The following is a 12543-nucleotide window of genomic DNA, read 5'->3' as shown; positions in this document are numbered from 1 at the left end:
AACGGCTGTCGCTGAACCACCGTAGAGCTTTCCGCGTCAACTTGAAAGCTAATCGCTCGGGCTGACATGGAGCTCGGCAAATCGCCCGGAAGGCGATGTGGAGACTGTGTCCCCAGGCCCCTTCTTCTGGGAAGAAACTTCAGAGATAAATGAGCAACAGTATTAGGGCCTGTGCAGATTGGGGATGAAGGTATGTCCGCCCTGCGTGGCTCGTGTGTCGGGTTGGGGGTGGCCTGTGGATGGGTTGGTGTCAGCCTCGCGCGGGCTGTGGACGTCGGCGGTGTTGTGTAGAAACGACGGACAAGTCCGCCGGTTGACGGCAGGTTGTCCACACCCGTATCCACACCGATTTGTGTGACTAGTGGTGCGACAGATACAGAAGTTTTTGCATAAGTTTTGACAGGAGAGGCGTCGACGGAAGCCGACTCTGGCGTTGAAGCGCGGTGCGCCGACGCGGCCGATCGTTCCGGGGAATCAGTCGGCAGGAGATTGGAAGCGCAAGGCATGGATGGCGGGCATGCTTGAACCGCCCATGTGTCAATCGATGTCGGCTGCGGACCCCTAACCAGGGTTGTCAGCGCTTGGAACGCTGACGAATTCGGGTAGTGAGTTCCTTCACGTGATCGAAAATTTCACGCCGCTCGGCCATCTCGCCGCGAATCTTCTTTTCCGCATACATGACGGTGGTGTGGTCGCGGCCGAACGCCTGGCCGATCTTGGGCAGTGACAGGTCAGTCAGTTCGCGGCACAGATACATGGCGATCTGACGGGACTGAGCCAGCGCGCGGGTCTTACCGGGGCCACGGAGTTCCTCGACCGTGGTCTGGAAGTACTCGGCGGTCGCGGCCATGATCGCCGCGGTGCTGATCTGCATTGTCGAGGCATCCGAAATCAGGTCGCGCAACACGATCTCGGCCAGTGACTTGTCGATCGGGGTCTTGTTGAGCGACGCGAAGGCCGTCACGCGGATCAGGGCACCCTCGAGCTCGCGGATGTTGCGCTCGATGCTGCTGGCGATGAGCTCGAGCACATCGCCGGGGACATCGAGACGATCCATCTGTGCTTTCTTGCGCAGGATGGCGATTCGGGTCTCGAGTTCGGGCGGCTGAACATCGGTGATCAGTCCCCACTCGAACCGGGTGCGCAGCCGGTCCTCGAGGGTGGCCAGCTGTTTGGGTGGCCGGTCGGAGGAGATGACGATCTGCTTGTTCGCGTTGTGCAGCGTATTGAAGGTGTGGAAGAACTCCTCCTGGATGCCTTCCTTGCCTTCGATGAACTGGATGTCATCGACGAGCAGCACATCGATGTCGCGATAGCTGCGTTTGAAGGACGCCTTGCGGTCGTCGCGCAGTGAGTTGATGAAGTCGTTGGTGAATTCCTCGGTGGAGACGTACTTGACGCGCATACCGGGGAACAGCCGTTGGGCGTAGTTGCCGGCGGCGTGCAACAGGTGCGTCTTGCCGAGTCCGGATTCGCCCCAGATGAACAGCGGGTTGTAGGCCCGGGCCGGCGCCTCAGCAATCGCGAGCGTCGCGGCGTGAGCGAACCTGTTGGATGCTCCGATGACGAACGTGTCAAAGGTGTATCTCCGGTTGAGATTGACCGAGGTGCTGTCATCGGCGGTGGAGTTCGGGGCACGGTTGGCGAAGTAGGTCGGCCAGCTTTCTTCCGCGCTGGCAAGCGCCTCGACGTCCTCGTCCACCTCATCGGGGTCGATTACCGCGGCGCCGCCGGTGAATCCAGGCGCGCCGTCGTCGTGTTCGTCGCTGCCGACGGCCGCGATCCGGACGCCGAGTTCGACCCGTTGACCCAGCCGGCGACTGAGCGCGGAGATGATCGGCTCGCGAAGGTGACGTTCGATCTCGTTCTGCACGAACGGAGTCGGCACCGACAGCAGGGCAAATCCCTCGGTGATGACGAGGGGTTTGACGAGTTTGAGCCAGGCTCGTTGCTGTGGTGTGAGCGAGGGGAGCAGGGTGTTGCCGCCACCGGCGAGCCCATTGTTGACGGTCCCGGTCGGCTCCACGTCGCCGTTGAGTTCGGCCACCACGGTGTTCCAGACGGCGACGAAGGGTGGGTCGGGGTCAGCTGTCAACGACGAGTACCCCCTAAAGGCCGGTCGGAGGACGACCAAAGGAACGATGACGATCTGTCCACATAGTTATCCACAGGCTGTGGAAAGAGAACATACGTCGTCGTTCTGCTGTCTACCGGCAGGAAGGCCGCGGGCCGGGGCTCGTCACAGTGATGATTCAATCTGTGGGCTCGCGACTTGGTGGGCATCCCCGCTTCGTTGTCCGTCGCCGTTTCGTTATCGAATCGGCATTGGCAGAAGCTAACAGTTTTCTGCCCGAGTGCCAACCGTTCTGCAACATTGATTGTGAGCAGATTCACAGGCTTCTGGAAGGTGTGACCGCTGTGGCGGCTGTGAACCATTCGGCGGGCGGCAGGGGTGGGTCCGGGCCAGGTTTGACCCAGCGAAATCTCGTCAGTACCCTCGAACAGTCGCCCGAAAGAGGTGATACGGCTGCGACCCAGAGACCATCTGGAGACCGCGCCGGCTAGCAAGCGAGACGGACGAGCTTAGTAACGGTAGACGGCGTCCCCACCGGTATGAGTTTTATCGGCGTGGGCGACGGATGCCACACGAACGAGGAGAGACAGCCGTGGCCAAGGGCAAGCGGACTTTTCAGCCCAACAACCGGCGCCGCGCGCGGGTGCATGGCTTCCGGCTGCGGATGCGGACCAGGGCCGGCCGGGCGATCGTGTCCAACCGGCGTGGCAAGGGACGCCGCTCGCTGACTGCGTGATTCGACGCAGGATCTAGCGCGGTGCTTCCGGCGCGCCACCGGATGACGCGTTCGACGGAATTCGGTGCCACGGTCAGTCAAGGGGTGCGGGCGGTGCAGCCCGACCTTGTCGTGCACGCACTGCGTTCCGATCACGCGGGCGACACCGGTCCACGCATCGGCTTGGTGGTTTCCAAATCCGTCGGGACCGCGGTGCAGCGACACCGGGTGGCCCGGCGTCTACGGCATGTGGCGCGCGGTGTCCTCGACGAGCTCGACCCAGCCGATCGGGTGGTGATCCGCGCCCTGCCCAGTAGCCGGTATGCGATCTCGGCCCGTCTCGAGCAGGAGTTGCGGACGGCATTGCGACGAACGCGTCTGCACGGCAAGGCGCCTCGGTGAAATCGTCAGTGGGCTCGGCCGGCGCACGAGGCGTGATCTCTCTGGTTGAGCTGTACCGCCACACGGTGTCCCCGTTGCGGTTACCGACATGCCGGTTCACACCGACCTGCAGCCAGTACGCGGTCGACGCCTTGACCGAGTTCGGTCTCTTGCGTGGGGGCTGGCTGGCGATGGTCCGGTTGTGCAAGTGCGGACCGTGGCATCGGGGAGGATGGGATCCGATACCGGAGCGCGGCGATCATTCGCATCAACAAGCTGAATGCGCCGCAGCCGTCGACGATCGCCGGGTGAGCCCGGTGGAGCTAGGGGAGTTCGAGTCGCGTGTTTAATTGGTTCAGCCTCGACGTCATCTATTATCCGGTCTCGGCGATCATGTGGGTCTGGTACAAGCTGTTCGGCTTTCTCCTGGGTCCGTCGAACTTCTTCGCGTGGGGACTGTCGGTCATGTTCCTGGTCTTCACGCTGCGCGCGATTCTGTACAAGCCCTTCGTCCGGCAGATCCGCACCACCCGGCAGATGCAGGAGCTGCAGCCACAGATCAAGGCGCTGCAGAAGAAGTACGGCAAGGACCGTCAGCGCATGGCGCTGGAGATGCAGAAGCTGCAGAAGGAACACGGCTTCAACCCGATCCTCGGATGCCTGCCGATGCTGGCGCAGATCCCGGTGTTCCTCGGTCTCTACCACGTGTTGCGGTCCTTCAACCGGACCCAGGGTGGCTTCGGGCAGCCGAAGCTGTCCCCGGAGTTGAACCGGTCGCTGGGCAACTACGTGTTCAGCCCGACCGACGTCGCGCACTTCCTGGACGCCAACCTGTTCGGGGCGCCCTTGGGCGCGACGATGATCCAGAAGACTGGTCTGGACGCGTTCACCGAATTCAACCGTCCCTCGGTCATCGCGGTCGGCGTGCCGTTGATGATCGCGGCGGGCGTCGCCACCTACTTCAACAGCCGGGCATCGGTGGCCCGGCAGAGTCCCGAGGCCGCGGCCAACCCGCAGACCGCGATGATGAACAAGCTTGCGCTGTACGTGTTCCCGCTCGGCGTGGTGGTGGGCGGTCCGTTCCTACCGCTGGCGATCATCCTGTATTGGTTCGCCAACAACATCTGGACCTTCGGTCAGCAGCACTACGTCTTCGGCCGGATCGAAAAAGAGGAAGAAGAGAAGAAGCGCGAAGCCCAGGAGCGACGGGCGTCCAACGCGCCGCCGCCGGGGGTGAAGCCGAAGCGTGACCGCGGGACGCCGGCCCCGACGAACGGGGCTGCCGCCGCCGAGCCGGAAAGCACCGCGATCGAGGCCGCGCCGTTGGAGTCATCCGACGGAGAAGACGGCAAGGCGGCCGGACCGACGAGTGCGGGTTCGAGTCCAGGCAAGTCGGATGCGCAAGGCGGTACCGCCGGCCGCACTCCCCGACCGGGAGCGCGGCCGAAGAAACGCAAACGTTAACCGGGATCAGTCGACCGATACCGGCGGGAGAGGGAGAGACGAAGATGACAGACGCTGAGACGACGGAACGCAGCGAAGCGCTGACCGAAGAAGAAAACGAGGCGGTCGAGACGACCCCGACGGCGGCCACGGGCGAGGATCTGGAAGAGCGCTTGGTCGCCGAGGGTGAGATCGCCGGCGACTATCTCGAGGAGTTGTTGGATCTTCTCGACTTCGACGGCGACATCGACCTGGACGTGGAAGGTGACCGCGCGGTCGTCAGCATCGACGGCGGCACCGACCTCAACAAGCTCGTGGGCCGTAAGGGGGAGGTGCTCGACGCACTTCAGGAACTGACGCGCCTCGCGGTGCACCAGAAGACCGGCGAGCGCAGCCGACTGATGTTGGACATCGCGCGCTGGCGCCGGGGGCGCCGTGAAGAGTTGGCGGCGCTGGGCAACAAGGTCGCGCAGCGCGTGCTGGAGTCGGGGGAGCGGGAGGAGCTGTCGCCGATGACCCCGTTCGAGCGCAAGATCGTTCACGATGCCGTCGCGGTGGTGGACGGCGTGCACAGCGAGAGCGAGGGCGTCGAGCCGTCGCGGCGGGTCGTCGTCCTGCCCGACTGAATCCGAGTTACACCCATGTAGTTCGGGCTGGGGCTATGCCCGGGCCCGGAAGATCTGGGGGATGTTTCACGTGAAACATGCGGAGGTGGCCGAAGCGCCCCCAGCCGCGGTAGAACTCTTCGGTCCTCGCTTCGAAGCCGCACAGCGCTATGCCGAGATCCTGGCCGGAGCGGGCGTGGAGCGCGGACTCATCGGCCCGCGGGAAATCGGTCGGCTATGGGATCGCCACCTATTGAATAGTGTGGCGGTCGCGGAGTTGTTGGATCGCGGGGAGCAGGTGGCCGATATCGGAAGTGGCGCGGGATTGCCCGGGATTCCGTTGGCGTTGGCCCGTCCGGACCTTCGCATCACGCTCATCGAGCCGCTTCTGCGACGCAGCGATTTCCTGCGCGAAGTAACCGCCGAACTCGGGATCGACGTGACAGTCATCCGCGGCCGGGCCGAGGACGGAGTCGTACTGACAGAGGCGGGGGCGATGGACGCGGTGGTCTCCAGGGCGGTGGCGTCACTGGACAAGCTGACGAAGTGGAGCATGCCGTTGTTGAAGCCGACGGGGCGTATGGCGGCCCTCAAAGGGGACCGTGCCGAGGAGGAGATCCGCGTCCACCGGCGTGTGATGAAGTCCCTGGGCGTCATCGATGTAAGGGTGATGAAATGTGGCGAGGACTACTTGGAACCCCCCGCAACCGTGGTCGTGGCACGGTGCGGGAAGCTGGGCCCGGTAGGCAATCGGCCGATACGAACGGGCAGGAGAAGCGGATGAATCCGGTTCCGGACAGTAGCCAATCCGAGACCGCGGGAGTTCCGTTCGACAACCCACCGCCCGATGTTTCACGTGAAACATTGACCCAGGCGACCGCTCCGGCAGAGCCGGCACCCGCCGACGAGCCGTGGGCCCACGAAGTTGTGGCGGTGGATACCCCGATCGGCGCAGAGGCAGAGCGGGCGGTCCGCCTTCTCCATCAGGTCAAGGGGAGCGGACTACCGCGGCCGCCGCATCAGCGCGTCTTCACTATTGCCAACCAGAAGGGCGGCGTCGGCAAGACGACGACGGCCGTCAACGTTGCGGCCGCGCTTGCCTTGCAAGGTCTTCGCGTTCTGGTCATCGACCTCGACCCGCAGGGCAACGCCAGTACCGCTTTGGGAATCGAGCACCGGGAGGGTACGCCGTCCTCCTACGAGGTGCTCATCGGCGAGATCCCGGTCGAGGAAGCCATGCAGAAGAGCGCGCACAGCGACCGGCTGTTCTGTGTGCCGGCGACCATCGACCTGGCCGGTGCCGAGATCGAGTTGGTCAGCATGGTGGCCCGGGAGGGACGCTTGCGCAACGCGTTGGCCGAGTTGAAGAACACCGACTTCGACTACGTCTTCATCGACTGCCCGCCGTCGCTCGGGCTGCTGACGATCAACGCCCTGGTCGCCGCGCCCGAGGTGCTCATCCCGATCCAGTGCGAGTACTACGCGCTCGAAGGAGTGGGCCAACTCCTGCGCAATATCGAAATGGTCAAGGCGCACCTCAATCCAGCGCTGAACGTCTCCACGGTAATCCTGACGATGTACGACGGACGAACCAAACTCGCCGACCAGGTCGCCGCAGACGTCCGCGCGCACTTCGGCGATCGGGTGCTGCGGACCGTGATTCCGCGCAGCGTCAAGGTGTCCGAGGCGCCCGGCTACGGGATGACGATCCTCGACTACGACCCGGGATCGCGGGGCGCGATGAGTTATCTGGACGCGAGCCGCGAACTCGCGGAGCGGCGATGAGCGCTTGCGCGAAGAGCAGAGGGTGGCGATGAGCGCTTGCGCGAAGAGCAGAGGGTGGCGATGAGCGCTTGCGCGAAGAGCAGAGGCTCGCGATGACACCCATCAGCGAAGAGCAGATACAGGCGGAGGAGAAGGACGGTTATGACGCAGCCGACGAAGAAGCGCAGCGGCCTCGGCCGCGGACTGGCGTCACTCATCCCCACCGGACCCGCCGACGGTGAGTCCGGGTCGATGGGCCCGAAGATGGGCGACGCCGCCGCGGATGCCATCTTCGGCGGTTCGCCCGTGGAGGCCGCACCCGACGTCGGCGCCATCTACCGGGAGATCGATCCGTCGGCGATCGAACCGAATCCGCGGCAGCCACGCCAGGTCTTCGACGAGGAGTCGCTCGCGGAACTGGTGCACTCCATCCGCGAGTTCGGCCTCATGCAGCCGATCGTCGTGCGCGCGGTGCCGGACGCACCCCCCGGCGACGCCCGGTATCAACTCGTCATGGGGGAGCGGCGGTGGCGGGCGGCACAGGAGGCCGGCCTGGCCACCCTTCCGGCAATCGTCCGCGAAACCGCCGACGACAGCATGCTCCGCGATGCATTACTGGAAAACATCCACCGCGCCCAGCTGAATCCGTTGGAAGAAGCGGCTGCCTATCAACAGCTGCTCGATGAGTTCGCGGTCACCCATGACGAACTCGCCGCCCGCATCGGTCGGTCGCGGCCGTTGATCACCAACATGATTCGCCTGCTGAAACTGCCTATCGCGGTGCAGCGGCGAGTGGCCGCCGGCGTGCTCTCGGCCGGGCATGCGCGCGCCCTGCTGGCGCTCGAGGGCGGCTCCGAGCGCCAGGAGGAACTCGCCGCCCGCATCGTCGCGGAGGGGATGTCGGTGCGTGCCACCGAAGAGGCGGTGACGCTGGCCAACCACGGCAACGGGGGTACGCCGCCGGCGCCTCGCCGCAAGCCGATTCACATGCCGGGCCTCCAGGATGTTGCTGAGCGCCTGTCGACGGCCTTCGATACCCGAGTGACGGTCAGCCTCGGCAAACGCAAGGGCAAGATCGTGGTGGAGTTCGGGTCGGTCGACGACCTGCAACGGATTGTCGACTTGATGAGCTCGACCAAGCCCTAACCGACGACACCCGGTAATTACGTCACTGTGACACAACCCGCCCTGCGGTGGGCGTCGGTGCCGCTTCGCAAAGGAAACTTCATGTGTGGCAACAGGATTCGGATAGGGCACGGTAGACGATGATCGAACGGGTTGAAAGTGGGCCGTGGTGGCCGCGCCCTTCTATCCTTGAGTGGCAGCCGTGCACGTCAGCACCGCGTGGAACCCGGGGAGTTTAGTGGCAGCGCGAATCACGCCTCTGCGGCTCGAAGCGTTCGAGCAGCTGCCCAAGCACGCGCGCCGGTGCGTGTTCTGGGAGGTCGATCCGGCAACGCTGCCCGGCGGCGACGACCACCTCTCCGATCCCGAGTTCGAGAAGGAAGCCTGGCTCTCGATGGTGATGCTCGAGTGGGGCTCGTGCGGACAGCTCGCCATTCACTGCTCCGACCGCGAGGCCGCGGCAGCCGAGGCGTACCCGGATGCGCCGGCGTCACTCGATACGGGGGACGACCCGTGTCTGGGCTATGCGTTCTACGCGCCCCCGGGCGCGGTGCCGCGGGCGCGTCTCTTCCCGACCGGGCCAGTGAGCGCCGATGCGGTATTGCTCACGTCCCTCGGGATCGAGTCTGGGCAAAACGGGGAGGGGCTGCCTCGCAGCCTGATCGCCGCGGTGGTCGCGGACTTGGTCCGCCGCGGTGTCCGCGCGCTGGAGGCCTTCGGTCGCACCGCCGAGGTGGCCGAACTGGTGAGCCCGGACATGGTGCCGCCCGAACTGAAACCTGCCGTGAAGGTGCTCGGCGACTGTTCGGTAGACCAGTGCGTGCTGGACGCCGATCTACTTCAGGATGCCGGCTTCGTCGTCGTCGCGCAGCACCGGTACTTTCCACGACTGCGGCTGGCACTGGAACAGGGGCTGGGCTGGAAGGCCGATGTCGAAGCGGCGCTGGAGCGGCTCCTGGAGAGCGCGCAACTTCAGCAGCCCGTGGGGGCGGGGTCGAGTCGCTGCGTCTGACGCGGGTTACGTCGGACTGACCCGGCCGGCCTGATCGACGGACAATTCGTGCGCCAACAATTCGGCGAACGTGAATGTGCCCGTGGGACGGTCGTTCTTCCCGAGCAGATACAGGCGTTTGACCGCGGCGAGGATGCCTTCGGCGATTGAGTCACGGGTCGCCGGCGAAACCAGCATGTCCCGGTCGTGCGGATTGGTGATGTAGCCGACGTCGACCTGTACGGTCGGCATCCGGGTGAGACGCAGCAGATCCCACGTCCGTCCGTGCACGCGGCAGTCACGTAAACCGGTGCGCGCCACTACTTCTCGTTGAATGAAGTCGGCCAGATTGCGCCCGATGGTGGAGTGCGAGCCGTGCGAGTTGCCGAAATGGAACGAGGCCACACCGTTGGCAGCCGGAGTTGTCTGAGTGGCACAGCGCAGGCTGATCATCAGGTCCGCGCCGACGGTGTTCGCCGTTCCGGCGCGCTCGGAGTCGTAGGGCGAGCGGTTGGCGGGCCGCGACAGGAAGGTCTCCATGCCGATCGCGGTCATTCGGCCTTCGAGGCGACTTGCCAAGTCCCACAGGATGTCCGCTTCGCTGATCGGACCGGCGGGACCGTTCATGATGAGACCGTGATCGAGGCCGCCGCGGCCTGGATCGATGATGATTCGTTTTCCGGAGAGCCGCGGTCCCGAACGACGGACCAGTTCTTCCTCGCGGATGGCGTGCGGCGAACCGCCAGTCACGCGCGAACCGAGAAAATACAAGGAGCGCAACGTTTCCGGGCCGCAGATGCCGTCGGGGTAGAGGCCGTATTCACGTTGGTAGGACATCAGCGCGTTGTGTGTCCCGAGCCCGAAGTGTCCATCGACCAGCCCGGTGTAGAAGCCCAGATCCTGTAGCCGGGCCTGCAGGGTGGCGACGTCGTCGCCGTACATCGGTGCGCCGAACTGATGATTGAGCGTGCGTGCGCCCAGGCGGTATGAAGCTTCTTTGAGCGCACGGTAAGTCGCTTCACCGACGATGCCGTCCACCAATAGGCCCCGGTGCTGTTGGAAGGCCCGAACCGCGTGGTCGAGTTCGTCGTCGAAGACCTCAGCCGCAACGTGCTTGCCGGTCGTCAGGTCGTCGTCGGGATTCCCGATGAGCCCCAACGCCGAAAGTGCCGCGCGGATTTCGGTGACCGCACCTCCGCGGTCACCGCGACGCAGACTCGACATACCAGGCCTTTCGGTCACGGATGTCAGCGTCGGTATCGCTGACAGAGCAAAGACAGGCTAGGCACCATTCTCTCAGACGGATCCCCGTTTCGAGAAAACACCAGGCGGGGTGTCCCGCCGGCGGATCGTGGTGTTAGACCACTTCAGCGAGTTCGCGCAGCAGCGCGGCCTTGCCCTTTGCTCCGACGATGCGCTTGACCGCCTCGCCGTTCTTGAACACGATCATCGTCGGGATCGAGACCACCTGAAAGTCACGCGCCGTGCCTGGATTCGCATCGACATCCAGTTTGACGACGCGCAGCGAGCCGGATTTCTCGGCGGCGATCTCCTCCAGCACGGGTGCCACCATCTTGCACGGTCCGCACCAGGTGGCCCAGAAGTCCACGAGCACCGGGGTGTCGCTGGACAGGACGTCCTGAGCGAACGACTCGTCGGTTACCGCCGACGTCGACGCGGTCTCGGTCATTGTTGTGCTCCTATCAGATCAGTGTTCTCATTCTCGGAAGGCGTTGCGGCAGCAGCATTTTCGGCGAGCCAGCGCTCGGCGTCGATCGAGGCCGAACAGCCGGTGCCCGCGGCGGTGATGGCCTGGCGGTAGATGTGGTCGACCAGATCTCCTGCCGCGAAAACGCCGTCGATCGACGTGCTCGTGGTATGACCCCGGACCTGAACATATCCATCCGCGTCGAGGTCCACCTGGCCCCGCACCAATTCCGAACGCGGGTCATGGCCGATGGCCACGAACACGCCGGTGACAGCCAGTTCCGACTCTTCGCCGGTGACGTTGTTGCGCAGCCGAATGCCGGAGACCTTCGGATCGCCCTCGATGGCGGCCACCTCTGTATTCAGGAGGAACGTGATCTTCTCGTTGCTCCGGGCGCGCTCCAACATGATCTTGGAGGCACGGAATTCCTCACGGCGGTGGATCAGCGTCACACTGCGGGCGAACCGGGTCAGGAAGGTGGCCTCCTCCATCGCGGAGTCACCACCACCGACCACCGCGATGTCCTGGTCGCGGAAGAAGAAGCCGTCACAGGTGGCGCAGGTGCTCACACCCATCCCGATCAGCGCTTCCTCGCCCGGTACGCCGAGGTGGCGGGCCGCGGCGCCCATGGCCAGGATCACCGCGCGGGACTGGTAGGTCTCATCGCCGACGGTGACCGTCTTGATCGGCCCGTTCAGCGAGACGGCATCCACGTCCTCCATCCGCAGATCCGCGCCGAAGCGCAGCGCCTGCTCACGCATCTGGTCCATCAGTTCCGGGCCGGTGATGCCCTCACGGAAACCGGGATAGTTCTCCACCTCGGTGGTGGTCATCAGGGCGCCGCCGAACTGGGTGCCCTCGAAGACCAGCGGCTGAAGCTGCGCGCGCGCCGCGTAGATGGCTGCGGTATACCCGGCCGGGCCGGAGCCGATGACGATCACGTCGTGAACGGTGGGTGTGGTGGACATACGAGCCTTTCTTCCTGCTCGGAACGAGTCGTACCCGTATCGGCACTGTGTGCCTCGCGCGAGCCCGCTCATCACGGCTGCACGTGTACAAACATCAGGGTAGGCCGCCGTGTTCCCTGTCGCCTGCAGGACAGGTTACGGCCGGGCGACCACGGTGTCGGCAAGCAGCCCCGTGTGGGCCGAGTTGCAATTCGGCTCGACCACCAGCGCCGTGACGGCCCCAGGGGTGTCGCCGGGCAGCAGCATCAGCACGCCGGGCCGACCCTGTATATCGATCGGACGCGCGCCCAGGACGAGGACGCCGGTGGCGTAGCCCAGACCCATCAGGCAGGAAGCGCGGCGCGCGGGATCCGCGAGAGGCCCATACTGGGGCCGTTGCGAGAGCAGTTCCACCAGCTGTGGATCGGTCAACGGAATGGTCCGCTGTGGCGGCCGCGGCACGGTGAGGTACTTGGCGGTCGGGCCGGTCGGCAGCGCCGGCGCGGGTGCACGGACCAGCATCGTCACGCCGACGACCAGGGCGAGCACCGTGGCGCCGAGACCTCCGATCAGCCCGGCCACCCGCATCCCGCGGATGCCCGGGCGGACGGCATGAGATCGAGGACGCCGAAGCGACGCGCCGATCCGCTCCGTCACCTCCGCAGGGACCTCGGGCGCCGACGGCTCGTCGGACCCGAGCTCGGCCAGTGCACGCCGGACGTGGTCGAGCGACTCTGGGTCGGGTTCGCGGTCTGCGCCGCTGTCCATCGCTGCCCCCGCCGGATTCGTC

At 65.1% G+C, this 12543-nt stretch carries 14 protein-coding genes; 9 read left to right on the top strand and 5 right to left on the bottom strand.

Going from position 1 to position 12543, the window contains the following annotated elements; all coding sequences use genetic code 11:
• Positions 1-574: 574 nt before the first annotated feature.
• Complete coding sequence (gene dnaA / locus ACVWWN_RS04240) at positions 575-2095, bottom strand: chromosomal replication initiator protein DnaA (protein ID WP_457142773.1); 1521 nt, start codon at positions 2093-2095, stop codon at positions 575-577.
• Positions 2096-2666: 571 nt separating this feature from the next.
• Between dnaA and rpmH the strand changes: the two genes are divergently transcribed.
• The 9 genes from rpmH (at position 2667) to ACVWWN_RS04195 (ending at position 9119) form a co-directional block, all read left to right on the top strand.
• Positions 2667-2810 (top strand): 50S ribosomal protein L34, encoded by a 144-nt coding sequence (gene rpmH / locus ACVWWN_RS04235; protein WP_293001408.1) that lies wholly within the window; start codon positions 2667-2669, stop codon positions 2808-2810.
• Between the two features lie 21 nt (positions 2811-2831).
• Positions 2832-3191: a ribonuclease P protein component gene (rnpA, locus tag ACVWWN_RS04230; RefSeq protein ID WP_457142772.1), complete on the top strand. Its 360-nt coding sequence runs from the start codon at positions 2832-2834 to the stop codon at positions 3189-3191.
• On the top strand, positions 3188-3520 hold the full coding sequence (gene yidD / locus ACVWWN_RS04225; RefSeq protein WP_457142771.1) for a membrane protein insertion efficiency factor YidD: 333 nt from the start codon (positions 3188-3190) through the stop codon (positions 3518-3520). Before rnpA ends, yidD begins: the two co-directional genes overlap by 4 nt.
• 43 nt (positions 3521-3563) lie before the next feature.
• Positions 3564-4634 carry a membrane protein insertase YidC gene (gene yidC / locus ACVWWN_RS04220; RefSeq protein WP_457148993.1) on the top strand — a complete coding sequence of 357 codons (1071 nt, stop codon included), beginning with the start codon at positions 3564-3566 and terminating at the stop codon, positions 4632-4634.
• A 44-nt stretch (positions 4635-4678) separates the two neighbouring features.
• Positions 4679-5239 (top strand): Jag family protein, encoded by a 561-nt coding sequence (locus ACVWWN_RS04215; RefSeq protein ID WP_457142770.1) that lies wholly within the window; start codon positions 4679-4681, stop codon positions 5237-5239.
• Positions 5240-5300: 61 nt separating this feature from the next.
• Positions 5301-6002: a 16S rRNA (guanine(527)-N(7))-methyltransferase RsmG gene (gene rsmG / locus ACVWWN_RS04210; protein WP_457142769.1), complete on the top strand. Its 702-nt coding sequence runs from the start codon at positions 5301-5303 to the stop codon at positions 6000-6002.
• Entirely contained in the window at positions 5999-7003 is a 1005-nt protein-coding gene (locus ACVWWN_RS04205) for a ParA family protein (RefSeq protein WP_457142768.1), read from the top strand. Before rsmG ends, ACVWWN_RS04205 begins: the two co-directional genes overlap by 4 nt.
• 141 nt (positions 7004-7144) lie before the next feature.
• Positions 7145-8128, top strand: a complete 984-nt coding sequence (locus ACVWWN_RS04200; RefSeq protein ID WP_457142767.1) for a ParB/RepB/Spo0J family partition protein — start codon at positions 7145-7147, stop codon at positions 8126-8128.
• Between the two features lie 217 nt (positions 8129-8345).
• Positions 8346-9119, top strand: coding sequence for an acetyltransferase (locus ACVWWN_RS04195; RefSeq protein ID WP_457142766.1), 774 nt, complete (start codon positions 8346-8348; stop codon positions 9117-9119).
• 6 nt (positions 9120-9125) lie between these two features.
• Here the strand turns inward: ACVWWN_RS04195 and ACVWWN_RS04190 are convergent, their stop codons facing one another.
• From ACVWWN_RS04190 to ACVWWN_RS04175, 4 genes are all read right to left on the bottom strand, one after another.
• On the bottom strand, positions 9126-10322 hold the full coding sequence (locus ACVWWN_RS04190; RefSeq protein WP_457148992.1) for an N-acetylmuramoyl-L-alanine amidase: 1197 nt from the start codon (positions 10320-10322) through the stop codon (positions 9126-9128).
• A 133-nt stretch (positions 10323-10455) separates the two neighbouring features.
• A complete protein-coding gene (trxA, locus tag ACVWWN_RS04185) occupies positions 10456-10788 on the bottom strand; it encodes a thioredoxin (RefSeq protein WP_457142765.1) in 333 nt (110 codons plus the stop codon).
• The gene (trxB, locus tag ACVWWN_RS04180) at positions 10785-11774 is read right to left on the bottom strand and encodes a thioredoxin-disulfide reductase (RefSeq protein WP_457142764.1); all 990 of its coding nucleotides are present in this window, start codon (positions 11772-11774) and stop codon (positions 10785-10787) included. Before trxB ends, trxA begins: the two co-directional genes overlap by 4 nt.
• 135 nt (positions 11775-11909) lie before the next feature.
• Complete coding sequence (locus ACVWWN_RS04175; protein ID WP_457142763.1) at positions 11910-12521, bottom strand: hypothetical protein; 612 nt, start codon at positions 12519-12521, stop codon at positions 11910-11912.
• Positions 12522-12543 lie beyond the last annotated feature (22 nt).

The sequence above is a fragment of the Mycobacterium sp. URHB0021 genome, assembly GCF_054057895.1.
The sequence above is the reverse complement of the archived record's forward strand: the minus strand, read 5'-3'. Positions and strand labels throughout refer to the sequence as shown.